The sequence below is a fragment of the Arthrobacter sp. P1_B3 genome (assembly GCF_056406615.1).
In genome coordinates this window covers 86,859-111,172 of sequence record NZ_JBFTZV010000011.1, presented here as the reverse complement: position 1 = coordinate 111,172, position 24,314 = coordinate 86,859, and the positions used below count along the sequence as shown (strand labels likewise).

General features: G+C 65.7%; 20 protein-coding genes. 4 read left to right on the top strand and 16 right to left on the bottom strand.

Annotated elements, in window-relative coordinates; all coding sequences use genetic code 11:
- Window positions 1–16: 16 nt before the first annotated feature.
- Window positions 17–1,075 carry a 2,3-butanediol dehydrogenase gene (locus AC1D2F_RS13705; RefSeq protein WP_229994551.1) on the bottom strand — a complete coding sequence of 353 codons (1,059 nt, stop codon included), beginning with the start codon at window positions 1,073–1,075 and terminating at the stop codon, window positions 17–19.
- Between the two features lie 145 nt (window positions 1,076–1,220).
- A complete protein-coding gene (locus tag AC1D2F_RS13700; protein ID WP_229994552.1) occupies window positions 1,221–3,011 on the bottom strand; it encodes an NAD(P)/FAD-dependent oxidoreductase in 1,791 nt (596 codons plus the stop codon).
- Between the two features lie 205 nt (window positions 3,012–3,216).
- Between AC1D2F_RS13700 and AC1D2F_RS13695 the strand changes: the two genes are divergently transcribed.
- Window positions 3,217–4,554 carry a GAF domain-containing protein gene (locus AC1D2F_RS13695; RefSeq protein WP_476966952.1) on the top strand — a complete coding sequence of 446 codons (1,338 nt, stop codon included), beginning with the start codon at window positions 3,217–3,219 and terminating at the stop codon, window positions 4,552–4,554.
- 25 nt (window positions 4,555–4,579) lie between these two features.
- Here the strand turns inward: AC1D2F_RS13695 and AC1D2F_RS13690 are convergent, their stop codons facing one another.
- The gene (locus AC1D2F_RS13690) at window positions 4,580–4,948 is read right to left on the bottom strand and encodes a PKD domain-containing protein (protein ID WP_476966945.1); all 369 of its coding nucleotides are present in this window, start codon (window positions 4,946–4,948) and stop codon (window positions 4,580–4,582) included.
- Between the two features lie 557 nt (window positions 4,949–5,505).
- Window positions 5,506–6,162: a DUF6318 family protein gene (locus tag AC1D2F_RS13685; RefSeq protein ID WP_476966944.1), complete on the bottom strand. Its 657-nt coding sequence runs from the start codon at window positions 6,160–6,162 to the stop codon at window positions 5,506–5,508.
- 200 nt (window positions 6,163–6,362) lie between these two features.
- On the opposite strand from AC1D2F_RS13685, the gene AC1D2F_RS13680 reads away from it, so the two are divergent.
- The 3 genes from AC1D2F_RS13680 (at window position 6,363) to AC1D2F_RS13670 (ending at window position 7,767) form a co-directional block, all read left to right on the top strand.
- Complete coding sequence (locus AC1D2F_RS13680) at window positions 6,363–6,797, top strand: pyridoxamine 5'-phosphate oxidase family protein (RefSeq protein ID WP_364747651.1); 435 nt, start codon at window positions 6,363–6,365, stop codon at window positions 6,795–6,797.
- A gap of 54 nt (window positions 6,798–6,851) precedes the next feature.
- A complete protein-coding gene (locus AC1D2F_RS13675) occupies window positions 6,852–7,307 on the top strand; it encodes a very short patch repair endonuclease (RefSeq protein ID WP_229994556.1) in 456 nt (151 codons plus the stop codon).
- A 169-nt stretch (window positions 7,308–7,476) separates the two neighbouring features.
- Window positions 7,477–7,767 carry a hypothetical protein gene (locus AC1D2F_RS13670; protein ID WP_476966943.1) on the top strand — a complete coding sequence of 97 codons (291 nt, stop codon included), beginning with the start codon at window positions 7,477–7,479 and terminating at the stop codon, window positions 7,765–7,767.
- A 30-nt stretch (window positions 7,768–7,797) separates the two neighbouring features.
- Here AC1D2F_RS13670 and AC1D2F_RS13665 read toward each other — a convergent pair whose 3' ends face one another.
- From AC1D2F_RS13665 to AC1D2F_RS13610, 12 genes are all read right to left on the bottom strand, one after another.
- On the bottom strand, window positions 7,798–9,207 hold the full coding sequence (locus tag AC1D2F_RS13665) for an McrC family protein (protein ID WP_476966942.1): 1,410 nt from the start codon (window positions 9,205–9,207) through the stop codon (window positions 7,798–7,800).
- Window positions 9,200–11,431 carry an McrB family protein gene (locus AC1D2F_RS13660; RefSeq protein ID WP_229994559.1) on the bottom strand — a complete coding sequence of 744 codons (2,232 nt, stop codon included), beginning with the start codon at window positions 11,429–11,431 and terminating at the stop codon, window positions 9,200–9,202. Before AC1D2F_RS13660 ends, AC1D2F_RS13665 begins: the two co-directional genes overlap by 8 nt.
- A gap of 53 nt (window positions 11,432–11,484) precedes the next feature.
- Entirely contained in the window at window positions 11,485–11,808 is a 324-nt protein-coding gene (locus tag AC1D2F_RS13655; protein ID WP_229994560.1) for a hypothetical protein, read from the bottom strand.
- Between the two features lie 72 nt (window positions 11,809–11,880).
- Window positions 11,881–12,312 carry an acyl-CoA thioesterase gene (locus AC1D2F_RS13650; RefSeq protein ID WP_229994561.1) on the bottom strand — a complete coding sequence of 144 codons (432 nt, stop codon included), beginning with the start codon at window positions 12,310–12,312 and terminating at the stop codon, window positions 11,881–11,883.
- A gap of 98 nt (window positions 12,313–12,410) precedes the next feature.
- A complete protein-coding gene (locus tag AC1D2F_RS13645; RefSeq protein WP_476966951.1) occupies window positions 12,411–14,351 on the bottom strand; it encodes an ABC transporter ATP-binding protein in 1,941 nt (646 codons plus the stop codon).
- Between the two features lie 173 nt (window positions 14,352–14,524).
- Window positions 14,525–16,258 carry an ABC transporter ATP-binding protein gene (locus AC1D2F_RS13640; protein WP_476966941.1) on the bottom strand — a complete coding sequence of 578 codons (1,734 nt, stop codon included), beginning with the start codon at window positions 16,256–16,258 and terminating at the stop codon, window positions 14,525–14,527.
- A 362-nt stretch (window positions 16,259–16,620) separates the two neighbouring features.
- Window positions 16,621–18,732 (bottom strand): MDR family MFS transporter, encoded by a 2,112-nt coding sequence (locus tag AC1D2F_RS13635; RefSeq protein WP_476966950.1) that lies wholly within the window; start codon window positions 18,730–18,732, stop codon window positions 16,621–16,623.
- A gap of 103 nt (window positions 18,733–18,835) precedes the next feature.
- Window positions 18,836–19,321, bottom strand: a complete 486-nt coding sequence (locus AC1D2F_RS13630; protein WP_476966940.1) for a MarR family winged helix-turn-helix transcriptional regulator — start codon at window positions 19,319–19,321, stop codon at window positions 18,836–18,838.
- A gap of 223 nt (window positions 19,322–19,544) precedes the next feature.
- Entirely contained in the window at window positions 19,545–21,221 is a 1,677-nt protein-coding gene (locus AC1D2F_RS13625; protein WP_476966939.1) for a thiamine pyrophosphate-binding protein, read from the bottom strand.
- A complete protein-coding gene (gene speB, locus AC1D2F_RS13620; protein WP_476966949.1) occupies window positions 21,218–22,285 on the bottom strand; it encodes an agmatinase in 1,068 nt (355 codons plus the stop codon). The genes AC1D2F_RS13625 and speB overlap by 4 nt, the downstream gene beginning before the upstream one ends.
- Window positions 22,286–22,409: 124 nt before the next feature.
- The gene (locus tag AC1D2F_RS13615) at window positions 22,410–22,751 is read right to left on the bottom strand and encodes a P-II family nitrogen regulator (protein ID WP_229995649.1); all 342 of its coding nucleotides are present in this window, start codon (window positions 22,749–22,751) and stop codon (window positions 22,410–22,412) included.
- Entirely contained in the window at window positions 22,748–24,178 is a 1,431-nt protein-coding gene (locus tag AC1D2F_RS13610) for an ammonium transporter (RefSeq protein WP_476966938.1), read from the bottom strand. Before AC1D2F_RS13610 ends, AC1D2F_RS13615 begins: the two co-directional genes overlap by 4 nt.
- Window positions 24,179–24,314: the final 136 nt, after the last annotated feature.

Below are 24,314 nucleotides of genomic sequence, written 5' to 3'. Positions count from 1 at the left end.
CCATCTGAGACTCGAATCACGACGGGTGGACGATAATCTTCACCGCAGTGTCGTTGTGGTTGATCAGCGTGTCGAACCCCTTGTCCACCAAGTCGTCCAGGGCGATTCTCCCGGTGATGAAGGGCTTCAGGTCTACTTTTCCTTCCTGGACGAGCTTGATGGCGGCTTCATGGTCGCCGCAGTATGCGATGGTGCCGCGCAGATCAATTTCCTTCAGCACCACTTTCTGCATATCCACTGTGGCCGGGTGTCCCCAGATCGAGACGTTCACGACGACCCCCGCCGGCTTCACGACGTCGAGCATCGTGTCCAACACGGCATTCACGCCGGCACATTCAAACGCCGCGTTGGCCCCCGCGCCGTTGGTCAGTTCCAGCACGCGCGCCTTGACGTCGTCGGCACTGGGGTCGAGAACGTGATCCGCGACCCCCGACGAAGCCGCCTTCTCCTTGCGGGCGGCCGACAGCTCAGTAACGATCGTGGTGATGCCGATGCCTTTGAGGACCGCGGCGGTCAGGAGCCCGATGGGTCCGGCACCCCCGACGACGGCGACGTCCCCGGCTGTGAGGCCGCTCCTGCCGACGGCGTGGTACGCCACCGCGAGGGGTTCGATAAGTGCGGCCTCGTCCAGGGGAATGTCGCCGACAGGGTGCACCCACCGGGTATCGACAACGATTTTCTCGCTCAAGCCGCCGCCACCGCCCGCCAAACCGATGAAGCCCAACTTGGTGCACAGGTTGTAGTGTCCGCTGAGGCAGGGACCGCATTCATTGCAGACGACGTACGGTTCAACGACGACGTTGTCTCCGACCGCTAGACCGGTGACACCTTCCCCAAGTTCCTCGATAGTGCCGGAGAACTCGTGTCCCAGGGTGACCGGGGCGGCCTCGTGGGTAAGCCCGTGGGGGTGGCCGGGCGGAGGGGTGAAAATGGGTCCTTCGAGGAATTCATGGAGGTCGGTGCCGCAGATACCGCACCAGGCCACGGCGATCTTCACCGTTCCCGGACGGAGTTCGGGCTCTTGAATTTCCTCGATCCGGAGATCCTCGCGGGCGTGGAATCGTGCTGCTTTCATGGGGTTTCACCTTCGGATTCCAGGCCATGGATGCGCCCGATCAGACGCATCCACGGAATGTCGTTGGTTTTCAAAGCGGGGCCGTAACCCCAGTCTGGTGGCCGTACCTGGGATTGTCACGACCCTTGTCACTCAGCGGGTGTGGTCAGCGGGTGTGGTGCGTGGGCTGCAACTCGAAGACCGGCGTCGGCAGTCCTTCCATCCTTGCCTTGAGCTGCAGCGCCAGATAGTTGGAGTAGTGGCGGCTCTGGTGCAGGTTGCCGCCGTGGATCCAAAGGTTCTCCACGTTTGTTGGCTTCCACATGTTGCGCAGTTCCCCCTCCCACGGCCCTGGATCCTTGGGCGTGTCCGATCCGAACCCCCAGCACTTGCCAACGGCGTCGGCCACCTCGGGCGAGACCAAATCAGCCAACCAGCCGTTCATCGACCCATAGCCGGTGGCGTAAATGATGACGTCGGCATCCAGTTCCGTGCCGTTGGCCATCACGACGGAGTTGCCGGTKATCTTGCTGACCTCGCCATTGGCCAGCTTGACGCGGCCGTCGATGATCAGCTGGGAGGCACCGACGTCGATGTAGTAGCCGGAACCGCGCCTCAGGTACTTCAGGAACAGGCCGGAGCCGTCAACGCCGAAGTCCAGGTCAAAGCCGGCAGCCTCGAGCTGGGAGTAGAAATCCGCGTCCCGCCGGGCCATCTCCGCATAAACAGGGATCTGGGCCTCGGGCAGAATCCGGTACGGCAGCGAAGCGAACAGCAGATCGGCTTTCTCCGTGGTGACGCCGTTGGCCAGCGCTTTTTCGGAGTACAGATCGCCGAGGGCCAAGTCCATGAGGGATTCGCTGCGGGCAATATGGGTCGAGGACCGCTGGACCATGGTGACGTCGGCCCCGTGTTCCCAGAGGTCGGCACAGATATCGTGGGCGGAATTGTTGGAGCCGATGACCACGGCCTTCTTGCCGCTCCAGTCTCCGCCGCCCGGGTGCTTGGACGAGTGGTACTGCTCCCCCAGGAAGGACTCGGCGCCGTCGAACGTGGGGACGCTGGGGTACCCCGAAACGCCCAGGGCGAAGACGAGCTGCTTGGGGCGCAGGGTGACCGGTGCGCCGTCGCGCATCACTTCCACCACCCACTCCGCCGAGGATTCATCGAAGCGGGCGTTGGTGCACTCGGTCTTGGACCAGTAGTTCAGCTCCATGATCCGCGTGTAGTTTTCCAACCAGTCGCCGATCTTGTCCTTGGCAGCGAAAACCGGCCAGTCGTCCGGGAACTTCATGTAGGGCAGGTGGTCGTACCAGACCGGATCGTGCAGGTGGAGGGACTTGTAGCGGTTGCGCCACGAGTCTCCCGGGCGCTCGTTCTTCTCGATGATGATGGTGGGCACGCCGAGCCTGCGCAGCCGCGCCCCCAGCCCGATCCCGCCCTGGCCGCCGCCGATGATGACTGTGTAGGGCTGGTCTTCGTACCCGAGGCGCGCCTCTTGCTCTTCCTTCAGTTCCAGCCAGGATTTGCGGCCCTTGGTGATTTCATGGGCGACGCCCTTCGACCGGTTGGGTCCCCTCTTTTCCTCGTATCCCTTGAGCTCCTGCATGGTGGTGAGCAGGGTCCAACATTTGCCGTTCCGGAGGCGCAGATGCGCGTAGCCGCGGGCCTGGGCGGTCTCGAAGTTCACCCAGGCCTCGGCGTTGGCGGCGTCCCCGGTGGCGTCTTCGGCGAGGGTCCAGTTGCTTGGCTGCACGTCATCCAGGGTCGCGTCGAGCATGCGTCTGATGTCTTCCTTGCCCTCAAGGGTCTTGAGGTTCCAGGTGAAGGAGACGAAGTCGCGCCAGTACGAGTCGTCGTCGAAAAGTTCAAGTGCGGCGTCCGTGTTGTGGCCGCGCAGTGCCTCATCGAACTGCGCCAACCACGCCCCGACGACGCCGTTTGGTGTCTCAGGCATGATTCCTCTTTCCGTTGCTGACAGTGGGCCGCTTCCGTTGCGTGACGCCTAGACCACGCAGTGACCCGCATCACAAGTAAAGGTGGCAGGGGGTTACAATCGGGTTACACGGAGCTCTCAAGCTGTCGGCCGGCGCGCACGGTGACCGACGGCGGCAGGGAACCGGCCGGGTGCGACGATTCGAGGGCGAGTTGGGAGAATGAGGATGCGGCAGGGCAACGGCTCCATCACGCATCCCTCAGACCTCAGGTTTTCAGCGCCGGCAGAGTACGCCCGGATACTCCGCGCGGCGCACGAGACCACCATGTCCGGCACTCCGGATTCGCACCTGTCGCCGTCGCTCATCAAGTCCTGGCAGCGTTCCCTCGCGTTGGGCATCAATCCGGACCAGCACCGTCCGCTGCACCGGCACGAAGTCTCCGAGGCACGATCCCTCAGTGCCGGCCATCGGCTGGCTGCGGTCATGCCTGCCCTGTCACAGCTGCTGGCCGATGAGACCGTGACCGGGCGCCATTTGCTCATTGTGACTGACCACGAAGGTGAAGTGCTGTGGCGCGTTGGTAGCAAACAGGCGCTGCGGCTTGCGGACTCCCTGGAGTTCGTGGAGGGTGCCGACTGGTCCGAGTCAGGGGTGGGCACCAACGCCATTAGCGAAGCCTTGGTGACCGGCGCCCCGGCGCAGCTTTTCTCGGCCGAGCACCTCGTGCGGACCCACCATGACTGGGCCTGCACGGCCTCTCCGATTCGCGACCCTTTGACCGGCCAAATCGTTGGCGTCCTCGATGTCTCCGGCCCGTTCGAGTCGGTCACGCCTGACAGCCTGCGGCTGGTGCGTTGTGGAGTGCGGCTTGCGGAGGAGCTCCTGAAATCGGCTCCGGTTCCCGACGCCGGCGTCGGGCGTTCAGGGCAGCTGACACGACGTAATAAGGGGACAGCGCGCGACGGCGGCACCCGGGCACAGCTCATGCTGCGGCTTTTGGGGCACGCGCCGTCCGCGGCGGTCGATGGCGGCAGCAGTCGCCCGCTGACACTCCGCCGTGCCGAGATCCTGGCCCTGCTGGCCTCGCGTGACCAGGGCTGGAGTGCCGATGAACTGGCTTGCGAGATTCATGGCGACGCGGGCACCGGCGCGGCGATCCGGACCGAGATGCACCGGATACGCAGCATGCTGGGCGATGTCCTGGAGGCGAACCCCTACCGATTCTCGTCAACCGTCAACGTCGTGACCGACGCCTCGGTTGTGGCAGCCCATCTTCGGGACGGCCGGGTTGCCGAGGCATTCGCGGCCTACCCGGCAAGGCTTCTCACGCGTTCGGTCAATCTGGCGGTCGGGTTCATGCGCGACGAGCTCAACACAGCCGTGGGAGCGTCCGTACGCTCCAGCGGTGATGCCAGGCTGATGCTGCAGTGGTGCACGAGCGACATGGGGTCCTTCGATACCGCAACTGCTGCTGCCGCGGTGGCACTGATCGGATCGGACGATCCCCGTTGCCAGCTCGTGAGCGCCCGGATGGCACGGGTGGACCGCGAGCTGCGAGCCTAGCCACGAACTGCGGATTAGCGAGGCATTAGGGCGGAGGCGGGGCGACGCCGGGGCAGCCCTGGCCCTGGGGGTTCTGCAGACAGGTATCTGCGTAATTCCTGGTGATCGACCGCCACACGCTGACGGTTTGCGGCGGCGAGCTGAAGGAGCCTTGGCCCGGGATGGGAAGGGGTGGGCCGCCATTGACGGAGTATGTGCCTTGGAAATGCGTTGTCAGAACCACCGGGAAGTCGCCGGTCTGGGCGTAGACGTGGCTCGTCAAGGTCTTCTCGCCCCAGCGGTCCTGCGGCAGCGGTCCACCGGACGCCGTTTGCGGCCCCAGCGAAGTGCCGTCGCCATAGCTCCACGTGTACTGCACGGGCCTGGCAACGATGGCGACATCTTGGCCCAACATGTCCACGCTGAAAGTCTGCTCGGCGGCTTCCGCATAGAAATTTGTCTCAGCGCCTCTGAGAGTGTGCGGACTCGGCTGCGTAACACTGCTTCCCGAGTTGATGGGAAGTTGCTGAAATTTGGTCTGAATCTGGGCGGCAATCTGGCCCAGCACGTCCACGGGTTTCTCAAGGTAGACGCAGCGGTCAGGCGAGATGCGGCTCCAGTCATTCGGTCCCGCAACTACCAGCTTCCACCACCATCGAACTGGGCGGCCGTTTTCGCCAGCGTTACACTCTGCGGTCGCGGCGAGACACGGGAGATCAAAGTTGTTGTTGTTATTTATCAGACACAGGTAGTCAAACCTGTATTGAAATGGGCTTTCAGGAACAGACCCGGGCGCATCCACCCAAACTCCGAACCTCGAGTCATACCGCCACACGCCCACTCCCGTCTCGTTCCAAAAAACGTCGGATGCCCCGGCGTTGGCCGAAGGGCCAAAAGCTAACGAAAATGAAGTGACAGCGGCGAATATAGTCCCGACACCCCACCACCTTCGTCCTGAGCGCGGGAGGCGATTCATGCACCGATCCGGTCAATATCCATCGCCATCCAACGACCGTCAGAAAAGCGGAGAATCATGATATCTGCGAGCACTTGTGAGGCGGGCACGGATTTCTCGACACTTGAGTCAGCTCGATACAGGGTTCCAGCCGATTGCTCCAATTGTGTGGTCACTTGGTAGCCACCCTGGGATGTCTTGACGAAGTTGGTGTAGGCCCCCTTCGCTCGGACCAGCCCTCCCGCGATCCATCGTCCTTCCGAGTTCCACTCCACAATTCCCGGACGCACCTTGGCGCATAATCTGCACGATGAGTCGGTGACCTGATCCATCAGTCGGAATTCCCCGGTCTGATACGCGTAATTCAGCAGTGTGTACCAATGTTTTGCAAAGGCAATGGCCCCTTCCTTCGTCTCCGCCTTAGCAGCTTCCGGCAGCTCGGGAACCGGGACGTTCTGCGCTCTGCCGGTCGCGTCGGCCGGTTTGTAGCTGGCGGTGGGCGTCGGAGCTGCACTCGGAGTGGACGATGCTGACGGACTTTGCGAATCAGCAGGTGGAGACCCGGGAGGTGGCGTTCCGCCCCCGTTGCAAGCTGTGACCGACATCAGCGAGATCGACACCAAAGCGACCGCACAGGCTCGCCAGGGACCGGAAAGCGAAGTGCGAGATGTCATGGTCAGCTACTCCCCCGATAGAAAATCAAGACGCGCGAGTCCAAACAATGCTTAAGAGTAACCGACGTCACATTTTAGACGTCAAAGTTATCCACAGCAGCGCCCAGTCTCGGAGGAGGCCCGATAGAGACCGGCAGTCTGCCCGTCTTGAGTCCTTTAGCCCCTAGCCATCTCCCCATCGAGGCCAGAACAATAGGCCCATGATGTTTGAACACGCAGACGGCGATCCCATCCTCAAGCTGGACGACGAGCAATCCTGGAAGCTGATTGACAGTACAAAACACGGCAGGCTCGTGGTCACCGTGGCCGGAGAGCCCGACATCTTCCCGGTGAACTACGTGACCAGCGGCCGGAAATTGTTCCTACGCACCGCCCCGGGCAACAAGCTCGCCGAGCTCACCATCAACTCCAAAGTGCTATTCGAAACCGATGGAATCCTGTCCGAGGAAGCGTGGTCAGTGGTCCTGCGCGGCACTGCGCGGGTGCTCGATCAGTCGGCGGATATAGCCGACGCCGAGGCCCTCGGACTCAAACCGTGGGTTCCGACGTTGAAGGACTTCTACGTGGAAATTACGCCGACCTCGGTCAGCGGACGCCACTTCCAGTTCGGCGAACACCCGGAGCGGGAGATCTAACGCCCGACGGCGCCCGACGGCTGCCAACACTTGGCACCGGCCTAGACTTAAACAATGGCGGACAGGCTGACCCCGGAGCGGCGCAGCTGGAACATGTCCCGGATCCGGGGTAAGAACACGAAACCGGAAATGCTGGTCCGCAGGCTGCTGCACGCGAAGGGATACCGCTATCGCCTGCACGGCACCGCGGGTGGCGGCAAACTCCCGGGCAACCCCGATATTGTCTTCGCCGGCCGCCACAAGGTCATCTTCGTCAACGGCTGCTTCTGGCATTTCCACGACTGCCGGGTGGGACAGCACGCACCCCAAGCAAATGCCGAGTTCTGGGAAACCAAGCGCACACGGACCCGGAACCGCGACGCCGACCAGCGGATTCAGCTCGAACGCGACGGCTGGGATGTGCTCACGGTGTGGGAGTGCGAGCTGAAGGATCGATCGGCGTTGGAGCTCCGGCTGGACGCATTCCTTCGGGGCCTGCCAACGGACGAACCCACTGAGGACGCCCGATGACCAGCAGAAATCCCGCGTGTCGCAGTGCCCGCTTCCGATGCAGTCTGAACTGCCTCAGCTAATATTCGACTCCGGGGGCCTTAGGCATTATTCGGTCAGTACCACTGCGTACTGCAAACACGGGAGAGCGCACATGCCCCACTTGCTGATGTCCAGCGATGAGCCCGACATGGCTGCTACGCCAGCCGATTCCAGTCCCACGGTTCTTGAGTTCCCCCGCTTCGGCCACACCAGAAACCGGGCCGTTCGGGTCCGCCAGTTCCGCGGAGCGGACCCTGATTTGGAGCCGCTGCGCCGGCAGGCAACCTCGATCATTGACGAGGTCCTCGCGGACACCAACCCGGAAGATGCGCCCGTGCGGGAGAAACTTCGGTGGCATGTCGCGAACAACCCGGGCCAGCCGGAAAAGGCGCTCCTGGATCATCTGCGGACAGTGGCCGACCAGCAAGCATCCGCCTAGCTGGCTGAGCGGTTTAGCTGGCTGAACGATTTAGCTGGCTGACCTGTCGATACTGGCCTGCCGGAGCACTTCGCCCCAGGACTGCTGGGCAAGATCTGCCACGGAGGCCAGGATTTCCGACGGCGGCAGGGACAGATCCAGCGGGAACTCGACAATGTCGATGTCGGTATTGAGAATCCGGCGCAGCTTGATTTCCCCTGCACCCGGGTAAATAATCCACGCCGTCGGCACCCGCAAGGATGTGCAGTAGGCGAGCATCCGGTAGTGGTCGCCCGAGATGGACGCGCCGGTGTCAGCGGCGGCCTTGTACTTGGCGTCGTACACCATCACGGGCCGGCCGCCGAGGAAGTGGACGGCGTCCGGCTGGACCACAATCCGGTCCGAGTCGCGGACGGCCTCATTCAGCAGTGTGTTGTAGCGCAACCGCATTTCCCCTGGGTAGGCGGCCATGGCTTCGCGCAGCGCCGTCCCCACGAAGTCCTCGAACACCTTTGCCATGTCCACTACGAACGACGCCGACTGTTGCTTGCCGTCGCCGGCCTCCGCCGAGGCGTTCCGCAGGATCAGTTCGGCGAGCCGGAGGGCCGCGTGGTAGCGGGTGTTCATCCGGCTGGGCCGCCACTGTGGCAGCGGCGCGCCGGACTGCAGGCGCGTCACGGCGTCGAGCTTTCCCTTCAGCTGGCGCAACCGGCTAAGGACTTCGGGCCGAACGCGCGGCACTTGGGACATCCGTTCCAGCGCGGCGCGCAGAATCCGGTTCTCTGCGATGTCCTCGGTGAACTCGTCGTAGGAGACTTCCAGTGGGACCAGCATCCCCGGCCGGCGGGAGATCTGGTCCGACATCCGGATCCGGCCCTTAACGGTCCTGAGGGATTCTTCCACCATGAGGTACCCCTGCAGCACGCCGCGGCTCAGTGCCCGGTCCGCAAGCTGCGCCAGGGATTCGGCCAGGGCGCTCCAAAGGTCGGTATGCTCCACCGCGGCGACCGAATCGTCCCGGAACCCCTGGTCCCCCGCGTAGCCGAGGAGGAACAGCAGCCGGTTCAGCCCGAGCCGTCCCTTCGGCCGCACCTCCAGCTGCACGGTGGGGGTCCGCACCGAGCCCACGCTGCCCACGGGTTCGATCCGGTACAGTCCCATGCCCATCGGCGAGGCTTTCGCCAGACCGCTGGCGTTGACGTAGGCCGCAGTATCCGGATCAAGCCGCTCCACGACGCCTGCGGAGAGCTCGTCGAGGACAATGTGCCGGCAGGGGTCCTCCGCGCCGCCGCGTCCGGACAAACCCCGCCCGGACAAACCACGCCCGGACAAACCAGATCCGGATAGGCCACGCCCGGCCGAACCGCGGTCCGATGCATTGCGGTCCAGCGCGGCCCGGTCGGCGCCACGGTCCGACGATCTGCGCTCGAGCGCTACGGCATCCCCGGCCAGCCTAGGCATTCGCCAGGCGGCCCATGAGTTGTTCCAGCCCGAACCGTTCCTCGAGCTGGGCACGGTTGAGCTGGCCGTGATAGTGCTCCTCCAGCAGCGGCATGAGCTCGTACTTCCAGATTCTGCGGAGGCCCTTGGGCGTCTGCGCAGACTTCTTCATGAAGTAAGAGGGCCCGATCATGAGGTCGCGGTCCCATTCGTCGATCGCGTTGTTCAACGCGTCAAGCAGCAGGGCCGGCGTCGTGTCCAGGTCGCGGGCCTGGAGGAAACGCAGCAGGGAGCCTTTCACGGGTTCCGTCTTCGGGTGGAGCTCGATGAAGGAGAACCGCCGGCGGATTGCCGCGTCCATCATCGCGATGGAGCGGTCCGCGGTGTTCATGGTGCCGATGATGTAGAGGTTGTCCGGCAGGGTGAACGGCTCGTTGGGGCTGTACTGGAGGTAGATGCGGTCATCGCGGTATTCGAGCAGGAAGTACAGCTCGCCGAACACCTTGGCCAGGTTCGCCCGGTTCATCTCGTCGATGATCAGGAAGTACGGTTTGCTCTCGTTGCCGGGCTTGGCAGCTTCCTCGGCGAGCCGGCGCAGCGGACCTGCCACGAGCTTGAAGGACACCTGGCCCTCGTCCGTCTTGTCCGGCCGGAAGCCCTCGAAGAAGTCCTCATAGGCGTACGACGGGTGGAACTGGACCAGCTTGACCCGCTCGTCCGTGGTGTCGCCGGCGAGCTCGGCGGCGAGGTGCTTGGCAAGGTACGTCTTGCCCGTTCCCGGCGGACCGTAGAGCACCAGCTGCCGGTTCTCCTCGAGGAGTTCGGCGATTTCCTGCAGCGGGTCCAGGTCCATGTGCAAGGACGCGGCGAACTCCGGTGTCAGCGGCCGGAAACCGTCATAGGCAGGTTCGACGGCGGCATCCGGCTCGGCGCCGTCGCCGTCCTCGGCTTCCGCTTCTGCCGGCAGGAGCGTCTCGAGCGCCTGGATCACGCGGGTGATGTCCACGATGTTGCCGGATGTGGTCAGCTGGCGCTGCACGTGGCGGGGCAGCCCGGTGACGTCGTGTTCCTCATCGAACCAGCGGACCTTGCGGCGGAGCTGGCGGTTGTCCTTGCCATGCTCCGGTTCGCCCAGGACCACGCCGATCCGGACCTTGCCCGAACTCTGGAAGAGCGCGAGGTCTCCCGGCTTCATCACGGTCAGGAAGGCGAAGACGGCGGTCTTGGTGTCCTCACGCTCCACGTAGCCGAGGTGCTTGTAGTCCTCGTCCACTGCGTTCTGGACCAGCCCGGCGGTAACGCCGGGGTCCAGCAGGCGGAGGTGTTCGACGTCGAGCGTCACCGCTTCCTCGTCCCGCCACTCCCCCAGCCGCTCGGCGTTGTCGTGGTGGGTGCGCAAAAGCCAGGCGCGGCGGCCGGGGTCGCCGACCTTCCGCCACTGGCTCACCAGCTGGCGGGAGTACCAGTCGATCCGCTGCCCGGCCTGCTGGTCCAGGTGCAGGCGGATCCTGTGGATGTCGGCGGAAATGTCCTCGTCGCTGTCCCCCTTGGCCCCGCCCACCAGGGAAGCGAAGGCGTCTCGGATCTCCTGCCGTTCAACATCGGCCACAACGGGTTCGAAGTAGCTCGGCCAGACCAGGAACTCAATGCTGCGGCGGATGGCCGGCTGGTCATCCGGGGTGCCGGCGACCAGCCGGTGGAAGGCCAGCGGATCCTTCACCGCAGCCTGGACGACGTGGGCCGGCCGCTGTGCGACGTGCTGCACGAAGCGGCAGAGCCATTTCAGGTGGTCCCAGATGGTCCAGTTGAATTCCGCGGTGCGGTCCCGGATCACGCCGTGGTCCGTCATTCCCGCGTAGAGCTCGTCCGGGAGTTCCAGCGCAGGCTCCAGCCAGGACGCCGCCTCGGCGACGCGCGCCCGCTTGACCTTCAGCGACTTGACCTCGTGGGCCAGCGGCAGCGACTGGAGGAAGAGCAGCTCCACGGCCAGTTGCTTCGCCCCGCGGGTGGCACCTTCCAGGTTCTGACGCAGGTTGGTCATCATCGGCGCTTTGGGGTCGGGAACGCCACGTTCGAGGCGTTCCAGCAACTCCGCGGCAGCCTGGACCGACCAGGTTTTGGTGCGGCCGTCCAGGGCGGACGCCTTGCCCAGCAACCCCGGGCCCAGCACAAACCACGCCGCGTCTTCTATCTCCTTGGAGATACCGAGGGCACGGTGCAGGGCAGGCTTCTTGGCTGGGGTCATACGTTCAATTTACAGGCTTAAACTGAACGCGCGCATTTAACGCCGCCCCAAAGCTACCGTCCGGTAAATCTCGCGCGGGCAGCCTGCGGGGCCGATTTCGTGGTAGGGCGGCGCTTCACACCGACGGTGAAATACGTGGCCGGGCCGATGAAGTTCACGAAGGTGGCAACCCGCCACAGCGCCTTGCTGCCCCGGATCTCCCCGGCCGGCCGCCGCGAGAGATCCCGCTGGGCAGCGATGAGCAGCGTCAGCTGAACGGTGGCCGTGACAATGGTTCCGAACCGTGCCATCGGCGAGAGTTCGCTCCACTTCTTCTTGCGTGTGTGCCTCGTGTGCATGTTCCCGTGCACGTTCTTGCCCATGTTCACAGCGACCACTGCTCCTTAAGCGTCGGGAATGAAGCGTCGGGATTGTTCATTCTAGGAGCCCCACCGGCACCGGGGTAGAGGCTATGGGACCGGGTGGGCGCGGGTGTACGGGGCCAGCCTCTCCTTCTGTTCCGGCGTCAGCCGCAGCACCCGGCCGGTTGCCTCATTGACGAAGGCCAGATGGCTCGTGGCCCGGACACAGTCCTCCCGCGTGACGGGATCCTGGACCAGATAGTGGATGTCGAAGCTGGCGCCCTTGACCGCCCCGATCCACAGCTGGACGACGGCGGGCACGTTGCGGTATTCCAGCGTCTTGACGTACCTGATCTTGTGCTCGACCACGAGCGCCAGCGTCCCTTCCGGGATTTCGTTGAAGAGCGACACCAGGGGTTCGGTTCCCGGTAGCCCTGGACCCTGGGGCGGGCCGAACGCCGCGATCCGCGCTTCCTCCAGGATCCGGACAATCTGGACGTTGTTGATGTGCCCATAGGCATCCATGTCGCTCCAGCGCATCGGCACCTCCACCTCGAGGCGCCGAGGCTCCATGCCTGCACTCTCCCCGGGGGTGCCCGCCCCCGCTGTGCCCTCCCCAGCGGCGGGCCCGGCGGCGCTCAGCTGTGCACCGCCGTCGCGTCCTCCGCGGAATCCAACAAGGCGTCGTCCGCGTCCTCGCCGGCGAACTGGGACATGTACAGCCGGTAGTACGCGCCCTGCATGGCCAGCAGCTGGGCGTGCCGGCCCTGTTCGACGATCTGCCCGTCCTCCATGACCAGGATGGTGTCCGCGTCCCGGATGGTGGAGAGCCGGTGGGCGATGACGAAGCTGGTGCGCTCGGTGCGCAACGCGGCCATGGCCTTCTGGACCAGGGCTTCGGTGCGGGTGTCCACGGAACTCGTGGCCTCGTCCAGGATCAGCAGCGACGGGTTCGCCACGAAAGCCCGGGCAATGGTGATCAGCTGCTTTTCGCCGGCGCTGACGTTGTTGCCTTCTTCGTCAATGACCGTGTTGTAGCCGTCCGGCAGCGCGCGGACGAAGCGGTCCACGAACGTGGCCTTGGCCGCCGCCATGATCTGGTCCTCGGTGGCGTCCAGCTTGCCGTAGCGGATGTTTTCGTAGATGGTTCCGCCGAACAGCCAGGCGTCCTGCAGCACCATGCCCACCTTGGCGCGCAGCTCCGAACGGCTCAGCCGGGTGATGTCCACGCCGTCCAGGGTGATGCTGCCGGCGTTCAGTTCGTAGAAGCGCATCACGAGGTTGACCAGGGTGGTCTTGCCCGCCCCGGTCGGTCCCACGATGGCCACTGTGTGTCCGGGCTCGGCCGTGAAGGACAGGTCCTCGATCAGCGGCCTGTCCGGCGTGTAGCTGAAGGTGACGTGCTGGAACTCGACGTGTCCGTCGGTCTTGGCCGGGAGGTGCTCGGTGGCGGTTTCGGCGTCCTGTTCGTCGGCGTCGAGGAATTCGAAGACCCGCTCGGCGGAGGCGACGCCGGACTGCAGCATGTTGGCCATGCCGGCCATCTGGCCCAGCGGCTGGGTGAACTCGCGCGAGTACTGGATGAACGCCGTGGCGTCGCCCAGGCTCATAGCGCCCGAGGCCACGCGCAGCCCACCGACGACGGCGATTCCGACATAGCTGAGATAGGAGACAAACTGCATGACCGGCATGATCATGCCGGAGACGAACTGGGCTCCGAAGCTGGCCTTGTAGAGTTCCTCGTTGCGCTCGTCGAAGCGGGCCAGCATGTCGGCGTCGCGGCCGAACACGCGGACGAGGTCGTGGCCGGAGAAGGATTCCTCAATCTGGCCGTTGAGCTCGCCGGTGTTCTTCCACTGGGCGGCGAAGAGCTTCTGGCTGCGGGCGCCGATGATGCCGGCGGCCACGCCGGAGAGCGGCAGGGCGACGAGTGCGATCAGGGCCAGCTGCCAGGACACGATGAACATCATGATCACGATCCCGATGACCGTGAGGGCCGAGTTCACGAGCTGCGCGAAGGCCTGCTGGAGCGCCTGCTGGATGTTGTCGACGTCGTTCGTAACGCGGGAGAGGATGTCGCCGCGCTGGCGGGTGTCGAAGTAGTTCAGCGGGAGCTTGTTCAGTTTCTTCTCGGTGTCATCGCGCAGGGTGCGGACCACGCGCATGACAAGCACGTTGAGGACATACCCCTGGAGCCACAGGAAGATGTTGGCGACGAAGTACATCACCAGCACCACGCTGATGAGGAACGCGAGCTTCTGGAAATCGATGCCCGCGCCCGGCACTACGTCCATCTTGGCCAGCATGTCGGCGAAGTTGTCCTGGCCCTGGGCGCGCAGTCCTTCGATGAACTGCTCCTTGGTGGCACCGGCCGGGAGCTGCTTGCCTACTACTCCGGCGAAGATCACGTCCATCGCCTGGCCCAGGATCCTCGGGGCAATGACGTTGAGGACGACGGCGACCGTCACCATGGCGAGCACAGCGATGATGCCGGCGCGCTCGGGCTTCAGCAGCCCCATGAGCCGTTTGGCCGAGGGCCAGAAGTGCTGGGCTTTCTTGGCCGGCACGGCGCCGAACATGCCGCCGTCGGCTTCGCCGGGCGTGTACTCCTCCTCGATGAAGTCGTCGTCCGTCACATCAAGGGCGGCTGTTGTGGCCGCGGTGGTGTCGGTTGCGGTGGTGTCGGTTGCGGTCGTGTCGGCTGCGGTCGTGTCGGCTGCGGCCGAAGTGGTGGAGACTTTCTCGTTGGTGCTCATGCCACTGCCTCCGCGCTCAGCTGGGATTCGACGATTTCCTGGTAGGTGCTGGAGCTTTCCAACAGTTCCTCATGTGTTCCGCGGTCCACGATCCTGCCGTTGTCCAGCACGAGGATCTGGTCCGCATCGGCGATGGTGGACACGCGCTGGCCGACGATGATCACCGTGGCATCGGCCGTCTTGGCCTTGAGCGCCCGGCGGAGCCTGGCATCGGTGGCGACGTCAAGGGCCGAGAACGAGTCGTCGAAGAGGAAGACCTTGGGCTCGGTGACGAGGGCGCGGGCGATGCACAGCCGCTGCCGCTGGCCGCCGGAGACGTTAGTGCCGCCCTGGGCGATCCGTGAAGCGAGGCCGCCCTTCTTTTCGCGCACGAAGTCCGCGGCCTGGGCGACGGCCAGGGCCTCCCACAGGTCCGTGTCCGTGGCCTCGGGCTTGCCGAAGCGCAGGTTATGCTCAATGGTTCCGGAGAACAGGTACGGCCGTTGCGGCACCATGGCCACGCGCTGCGTGATCTCGGCCCGGTCCAACTGGGTGACGGGGACGCCGTCGAGCAGGACCTCGCCCGATTCGGCGTCGTAGAGCCGCGGCAGCAGGGCCAGCAGGCTCGACTTGCCGGCCCCGGTGGAGCCGATGATCGCCACCGTCTGTCCGGGCTCTGCCGTGAAGCTGATGTTGCTCAGCACGGGCGCCTCGGCACCCGGGTAGGCGAAGGTCACGTTGCGGAATTCAACGCGGCCGGCCCTCGCGGCCGGCGCCACCGGGGTGAGCGCTTCGTGGATGGTCGGTTCGACGTCGAGCACTTCACCGATCCGGTCGGCGCAGACCGAGGCGCGGGGAATCATCATGGCCATGAAGGTGCCCATCATGACGGCCATGAGGATCTGCAAGAGGTACTGGAGGAAGGCCGTCAGCGAGCCGACCTGCATTTCGCCGGCATCGACGCGCTGGCCACCGAACCACAGCACGGCGGCCGTGGAGACGTGCAGGATCATGCCGATGGCGGGGAACATCAGCACGAACAGCGAACCGATCTTCAGTGAGACGTCGGTGAGGTCCTTGTTGGCCGCGCCGAAGCGCTCGGCCTCGTGGGGTTCGCGCACGAAGGCCCGGACCACGCGGATGCCGATGATCTGCTCACGGAGGACACCGTTGAGCCGGTCGATCTTCTCCTGCATGGAACGGAAGAGCGGCATGAGCCGGACCACAAGGTAGCCCACCACAACTACGAGCAGGGGCACAGAAACCCAGACGAGCCAGGACAGGTTGAGGTCCTCGCGCAGGGCCATGAAGATTCCGCCGATGCACATGATGGGCGTGGCCACCATGAAGTTCAGCGCCATGAGCATGAGCATCTGGACCTGCTGCACATCGTTGGTGCCACGCGTGATCAGGGTGGGCGCGCCGAAGACGTTGACGTCCCGGGCCGAGAAGCTGCTGACCTTGCGGAAGACGCCGCGGCGCAGGTCACGGCCGAACGCCATCGCGGCCTTCGAACCGAAGTAGACGCCGGCGATCGCGGTGGCCACCTGGATCAGGGAGACGCCGAGCATGACGCCGCCGGTGCGCCAGATGTAGTCCGTGTCGCCGCGGGAAACGCCCTCGTCGATGATCTGGGCATTGAGGCTGGGGAGGTACAGCGCCGCGATGGTCGAAGCCAGTTGAAAGATGACCACAGCCGCGATGTATGGCAGATACGGCTTGGAATAGCGCCGCATGAGGGTGACGAGCATGCCCACGAGTCCTTTGGGAAGACCGGACGATACGAAGACCGGATAATGAAGTGAGTTGAAAAGCTGATTGAAGACTATCCGTTGGGGCCGACAGCCTTAGCCACCCAACCCTACGAAATCCCCCGCCCGCGTGGAACACGGAACGCTGAATATCATCCAAACGGAGTACTTTCACGCCTGCCTGCAGCCGGCCGCGGCCTTGCCGCGCTAACGGAGGCCGCGCAGAGACCCCGCGGCCGCCGTTGGGGCGGCCGCGGGGCCTCTGGGATCCGATCCGGCAGACGGACCTTGGGAGACGGGCCCCTGGGATCCGGCACCGGCGGTGCGCAGTCCGGCGGTGCCGGCGCGGGCACAGTCGGACCCTACTCGGTGCGGTGCCGGCCGTGGGTAGCGATGTAGTCGGCAGCCGCGCGCTGCATCTTGCGCTGTTTGGCAAGCTGCCGGCGCAGGACCGTGAGCTCTTCGGCAACCCGGGCCTGTTCCGCGGCGACCGCTCGCTGCTCTGCGGCGTGCTCGTGCACGGCGCGCAGCGCGTCCGCCAGTTGCAGTTGCTGCTCCGCCAGCAACTGCTGGGTCCGCAGCATCACGGGTACGACGTCGGCGGCCTCGGTCCGGTCGTCGGCCACCAAGGTACGGGCCCGCTGGCGGACACCCTCCCTCTCGGCTGCCCGCTCCGCACCGAAGTCCGCCGCTCCGGACCCCGCCGGACCGGAATCGCGGCCGGAGCCACCGCCGGTCCTGAAGCCAAGGTCGGCTTCCCGGCGGGCGGCATCAGGGAAGCGGGATTCGGCGCGCTCCCGGCTGAGCACCTCGATGAATTCCCGGTCCAGGTCCACGATGCCGGTGCCGTTGGCGGAGGAAGCTGTCTTGACGGCGTCGTTCGGGTTGTTCCCCCAAGCAGTTGCGGCGGTGGCGCCACCGGCGGCGGCCGCAGCAGCGCCGGTGGCGGCGTCCCCTGCGTGCTCTGCGGACTCCGGACGGATATCGACGGTGCGCCGCAGCGGGCGTTCCTTGATGAACAAGATGGCGACCAGCGCAACGAGGCCGATGATTGCAGAGATCAGGAAGACCTCGGCGATCGCGTCGCCGTAGGCGGCCCGCATGATGTCGCGGATCGGTGCCGGCATGTCCTTGAGGTCCATGCTTGCACCCGTCGATCCGGCCGGAACCTGGATTCCGGCGGAGGCGAGTCCCTCCACGGCCAGCTCCTTGACCCGGTTGCCCAGCACGGCGCCGAGGACCGAGACGCCGATTGCTCCGCCGACGGACCGGAAGAAGGCGACCGAGGCGCTGGCCGTGCCGATGTCCTTGGCCTGGACCGTGTTCTGGACGGCGAGGACGAGGTTCTGCATCAGCAGGCCCAGACCCACGCCGAGGATGGCCGTATAGATTCCGGTCAGAAACAGGTCAGTGGTGTGATCCATGCTGCCGGCCAGGCCGAGGCCGCCGATCAGCAGGATGGCGCCGGCCACCAGGTAGCGCTTCCACTTGCCGGTGCGGCTGATGAGCATGCCCGAGGCGACCGAACCGATCAGGTTGCCCGCGATCATGGGCAATGTGAGGAGACCGGCTTCGGTGGGGGTGGCACCGCGTGCCACCTGGAAGTACTGGCCAAGGAACGTCGAGGAACCGAACATGCCCACGCCGACGGCCACCGAGGCGAGGATCGCGAGGGCGGTGGTCCGCTCCGAGATGATCTTGAGCGGGATGATGGGCTGGGCCACCCGGGATTCCACCAGCACCAGCAGGCCCAGGAGCAGGACGCCGCCGCCCACCATGGCCACAGACTGCCACGACCACCAGTCGTAGTAGTCAGGGTTGCCGGCGAAGGAAACCCAGATGAGCAGCAGGCTGACGCCGGAGGTCAACAGGATGGAGCCGAGCCAGTCGATCTTGGCGGGGCGCTTGACGTGCTGGATCTTCAGGGTGATCTGCAGCAGGATCAGCGCAACCACCGCGAGCGGGACGCAGACGAAGAACGTCCAGCGCCAGCCCAGCGGGCTGTCGACGATGAAGCCGCCGAGCAGCGGGCCGCCGGCCGTGCCCACGGCCATGACGCCGCCCATGTAGCCGGAGTACTTTCCGCGGTCGCGCGGCGGGATCATGGAGCCGATGATGGCCTGGGCCAGGGCGGTGAGGCCGCCCATGGCGATGCCCTGGATGACACGGGCGGTCAGCAGCAGCGGGATGGTCTCGGACAGGCCGGCCATGACGGAGCCGGCCACGAAGATCACGATGCTCAGCTGGACGAGGACCTTCTTGTTGAAGAGGTCCGCCAGCTTGCCCCAGATCGGGGTGGTGGCCGCGTTGGCCAGGAGCGCGGCCGTGATCACCCAGGCGAAGTCCGTCTGGGTGCCCTTGAGCTCGGACATGATGGTGGGCAGCGCGTTGGCAACGATCGTGCTGCTCAGGATGGCGGTGAAGAACGCCGCCAGCAGTCCGGTGAGCGCTTCCATGATCTGGCGGTGGGTCATCGCGGCAGGTTCTGCGGCGGGCTGGGATGCACGGGGCGCCCTCGGGTGAAGGTCCGACGGGGCCGGGGACGGTCCCGTGGCGGCGGCGTGGCTAGCCATATATCTACTCCTCAACAATTTCGGTCGTATTCGTGGGTCCGGCCGTCGTTGCCCGGGCTGAGGTCCTCAGGGACTCAGCAAGTTTTTCGAGGGTGCGCGCCGTCAGTTCGACGTCGTCCTGGCTCCAGTCCTGCAGCAAGCCCTGGAGGGTGGCCGTCCGCTGGTCCTCGATGATGCGCAGTTTCTCCGCGCCGGTGGCGGAGAGGGCGATCAGTTGCGCGCGGCCGTCTTCGGGGTCCGGGCGGCGGACCACGTAACCGTGCTCTTCGAGATCGGCGATGTGCCGGCTAAGGACAGGTGCGCTGACGCCGAGCCGCTCCGCAAGATGCGTGGCCCGGGATTCGCCCTCCCCCACAAAGCGAAGAACGCCCTGAAGTGCCACTCCGGTGTCCTGGCCGCGCAGGCTGGCCGCGGCAACGCAGCGGACCGCGCGCTGGAGGTCGAAGATCTGGTAGACGAGTTTGGCTGCAGCGTTGGGTTCGACTGACATGTTGGACACCCCTCTTTTGTTTGCCCCAGGCAACTATATACTAAATTGGTTACTTCGGGAAACTAACTCTCTCGTGGGAGGTGCCGCACGGCCCCGAAAGGGCACTTAAAGTCAAAAACGGACCGGCCGGGCCTGCCCATCAAGGTGAGGGGCAGACCCGGCCGGTCCGCTGTTGCAGTGCGGTGCTGTGCTGTGTTGTTTAGGGTGGTGTCGCCCGGGCCGACTACGTGGCCAGGTGGGTGGGGCCGAACATCTTGAGCAGGGTTTCGACGACGACGACGTTGGGGCCGTCCGCGGCGAAGCCGGCCTTCAGGGCGTCCCCGACATCCTCGGGGGCCACCCGCACGGCCGGCACACCGAAGGCTTCGGCCAGCTTGACGAAGTCGGGCCGGGCGAGCTCGGTGGCCGTGGCCTTGCCGAACGCGCCCACCATGTATTCGCGCAGGATGCCGTAGCCGCCGTCGTCCACGATCAGCCAGGTGACCGGGACGTTGTGCTGCTTGGCAGTGGCGAGTTCGGAGATGGAGTACATGGCCGAGCCGTCGCCGGAGACGGCCAGCACTCTGGCGTGTCCGGCAGATGCGCCGCCGGGCGTGCCGGTGGTTTCGAGCCCGACGGCGCCGCCGATCGCCGCGGGGAAGCCGAAGCCCAGCCCGCCGGCGCCCTGCGCGGAGTGGAACTGGCCCTCACGGGCATCCCAGCAGCTCCAGCCCCAGTAGGCGGAGATGGTCATGTCCCAGAACGTCTGCATGCCCGCGGGAACGGCCTCGCGGATATCGGCCATGAACTTCAGTTCCTTGCCGAGGTCCTGGGACTCGAGCCGGGCCGTGACCTTCGCCAGGGTGTCCTTGACGAGCGTCTCGGGAGCTGTGCCGTGCCAGTCGGCGCGTTCGCCGTGCGGTTCGATCAGGGCGGCGTCGAGGGCGGCGAGGGCCTGGCCGGCGTCGGCACGGATACCCAGCCCGGGGCGGTTGGACTCCAGGACCCGGGGTTCGGCGTCGATCTGGATGATCCGGCCGCGCGGTTCAAAGGTGAAGTAGTTGGACGTGACCTCGCCCAGGGAGGAGCCGATGACGATCAGCACGTCGGCGTCCTCGAGCACCTCCGTCATGTACTGGTCCTCGATCCAGGACTGCAGCGAGAGCTCATGGTTCCAGGGGAACGCGCCGTTGCCCCCCGGCGTGCAGATCACCGGCGCGCGCAGCTTCTCAGCAATCGAAAGCAGCGACTGCTCGGCGCGGCCACGGCGGGTGCCGCCGCCGGCGATGATGGCGGGACGTTCCGCCGTCGAGAGCCATTTCACGGCTTCGCGGACCAGCTCCACCCGGGGCGGGTTGTCAGCCGCTTCGGCGAGGGCGTCCTCCACCGGAGGCACCATGATGGGGTCCAGCAGAACGTTCTGCGGGATTTCCAGCCAGACCGGGCCCTGCGGCGAGGAGATCGCCTCGGTCCAGGCATCCTGGATGGCGGAGGGAATGCCGGAGGCGTGCTGGATCAGGCGCTGGGACTTGGTGACGTTCGCGGCCGAGGCCTTCTGGTCATCGAGCTGGTGCAACATGCCTTTGCGGCGCGCGCCGAGGCCCTCGAGCGGGATCTGGCTCGCCACAACCACCATGGGCACGCCCGTGGCGTAGGCCTCCTGCAGCCCGGCCAGGGACGTCAGCGCGCCCGGGCCGGTGGACAGGAACAGCACGCCGACCTCGCCGGTGGCGCGGGAGTACCCGTCCGCGGCGAACGCCGAGTTGTTCTCGACCCGGGAGGAGACGAAGTGCAGGTTCCCGCGGCCCATCGCGTCGAACAGGCCCAGGGCGTGCTGGCCCGGGATACCGAAGACCGTCTTGGCGCCGAGCGCCTCAAGGGTCTCGACGACGAGGTCTCCACCGTTGCGCACGCCGGTCATCGTGAAGCCACCGGGGAGCCGAAGCCGGCGGGGCGGCGGGATTCCTGGCCGAGGGCCTGGGCCGCGTAGCCGTTCGGGGTGCCGAAGCGGTCCCCTTCGACGGCGCGGTCCGCCATCAGCGTCACGAGTTCGTAGGCGACGTGGCTTGCCGCCACGCCGGTGATCTCGGCGTGGTCGTACGCCGGGGCAACCTCGACGACGTCGGCCCCGACGAGGTTCATGCCGCGGAAACCGCGGATGATTTCCAGCAGTTCGCGGCTGGTGATGCCGCCGGCTTCCGGCGTGCCGGTGCCCGGCGCATGCGCGGGGTCAAGGACGTCGATGTCCACCGAAATGTAGAGCGGGCGGTTCCCGATCCGGTCCCGGACCTTGGCCACCGTCTCCAGGACACCCTGGTAGTAGACGTCGGCGGAGGTGACGATGCCGAAGCCGAAGCGGTGGTCGTCGTCGAGGTCCTTCTTGCCGTAGAGCGGACCGCGGGTGCCGATGTGGCTGATGGCCTCGGTGTCCAGGATGCCTTCCTCGACGGCGCGGCGGAAGGGTGTGCCGTGGGTATACTCGGCGCCGAAGTAGGTGTCCCAGGTGTCCAGGTGCGCATCGAAGTGCAGCATGGCAATGGGGCCGCCGGCGCGCTCGGCGGCGGCGCGCAATAGCGGCAGGGCGATGGTGTGGTCGCCGCCGAGGGTCAGCAGCTTGCTGCCGGACGCCGTCAGGTCCAGGGCGTTCTGCTGGATGGTTTCGATGGCGTCGTTGATGTTGAACGGGTTGACGGCCATGTCGCCGGCGTCGGCCACCTGGATGTTCTCGAAGGGGCTGACGTCCCATGCCGGGTTATACGGCCGCAGCAGGCGGCTGGCCTCGCGGATGTGGTTGGCCCCGAAGCGGGCGCCGGGGCGGTAGGAGACGCCGGAGTCGAACGGCACGCCGACCACCGTGACATCAGCCTTGGCCACTTGGTCCAGGCGCGGCAGGCGGGCATATGTGGCAGCCCCGGCGTAGCGTGGGACGCGGGATGAATCGATGGGGCCAAGGTTGCCATTGGCCTCGATGCGCAGCTCTTCCAAAAGAAGCCTCTCCTTCGAGGATTGACCGACGGTTGTGACAACCATCATACACTCGAAGTTTCGCATTGCGCATCATTTGTTTACCAAAGGCCTCATAGTGGCAGGCCTCCCACGATGGCCAGCCTCACGCGATAGCAGAGGCGCCCCGCTCCCCCGTCCGGACGCGGACGGCGTCGCGCACATCCATAATCCAGATCTTGCCGTCGCCGAAACGGCCGGTGCGGCCGCCCTCTTCGATGGCGGCCATGACGGCGCCGAGGGCGTCCTCGTTGACCAGGACTTCCAGCCGCACTTTGGGCAGCAGGTCCGAGCTGTACTCGGCACCCCGGTACACCTCGGTGTGGCCCCGCTGCCGGCCATAACCGCTGGCCTGACTCACGGTCAGGCCGTTGACTCCGGACCGTTCCAGGGCCGCGCTGACGGCGTCGACCCGCTCAGGCCGCACAATGGCCGTGACGAGCTTCATGACGACACCCTGCCGCGGGCGGCCTCACCTTCGGCGAGGGCGGCCCCACCCTCGGCCTCGGCGTGGGCATCGGCCTGGGCGTGGGCAGCATCAGCCCTGGCATGCGGGTCACCGGGGTGGAAGCTGCCGCCAACCATGAGGAGTTCGTACGCCGTTTCGGCGTGTTCCGTCACGTCGATGCCGGAGAGCTCGTCGGCCTCGGAAACGCGCATGCCGATGCTCTTGTGGATCGCGAAGCCAATCAGCGTGGTCATGGCGGCGCTCCATGCCGTGACAATGAGCGCGGTGAGGATCTGAGGCCAGAACTGCGCCAGGCCGCCGCCGTAGAAGAGGCCGCCGCCGGTCTTGGCGGACGGAAGTGCGAAGAATCCGAGAGCCAGGGTCCCCCAGAGGCCGCCAACGAAGTGCACGGCCACGACGTCCAGGGAGTCGTCGAGTCCGATCTTGAACTTCAGCCCGACGGCGAGCGCGCAGACGGCTCCGGCGATCGCGCCGATCAGGATGGCCCCGACAGGGTCGATGAACCCACAGGCCGGGGTGACTGCCACGAGTCCCGCGACGGCACCCGAGGCGGCTCCGAGCGAGGTGGCGTGCCCGTCGCGCAGCCGCTCCACGAGCAGCCAGCCCAGCAGGGCGGCGCTGGTGGCAAGCAGGGTGTTGGTCCAGGCCAGGGCGGCCGTGGCGTCGGCGGCGAGTTCCGAGCCGGCGTTGAAGCCGAACCAGCCGAACCAGAGCAGCCCTGCGCCGAGCATGACGAACGGCAGGTTGTGCGGGCGGATGTTGGGGTCTTTCATGAAACCGAGCCGCTTGCCCAGAACCACTGCCAGCATGAGTCCGGCTATGCCGGCGTTCATGTGGACCACTGTGCCGCCGGCGAAGTCGAGGGCCGAGATCTTGCTGCCAATGAGGCCGGTGGGCCCAAACAGGCCGCCGCCCCAGACCCAGTGCGCGATCGGCGCGTAGACGAGTGTGACCCAGAGGGCGGCAAAGAGCAGCCAGGGTCCAAACCTGACGCGCTCGGCCACCGCCCCGCTGATCAGCGCAACGGTGATGATGGCGAACGTGGCCTGGAAGCCGACGAAGATCATGTCCGGCAGGCCCGCCGCCTTGGTGCCGATGCTGGTGGTCAGCCCGTTCAGACCGAAATTAGTGAAGGGATCCCCGACGAATCCGCCCAACGCATCCGGGCCGAACGCCAGTCCGTAGCCCCACAGGGCCCAGACGACGCCCACCACGCCCATGGCGCCGAAGCTCATCATCATGATGTTGAGGACGGACTTCATCCTGACGAGCCCGCCGTAGAAGAACGCAAGCCCGGGGGTCATCAGGAGGACGAGGGCGGACGCCGTGAGCATCCACGCGGTCGATCCGGGGTCAAGGACCTGCGGATCTGCTGCCATTCCTACTGCAAGCACAGAGAACTTCATAGCGGGAGCCTTCCTCGAGTGCCGGCGCTCCGAGGGCGCCGATTCGGCGAGACCATGTGACGTTCGGGACGGTTGTACGTCCCCCCGCAGATGACGCTACCCACGGCGTGTTTCTGGAAGGCTTTCCGATTCTTGC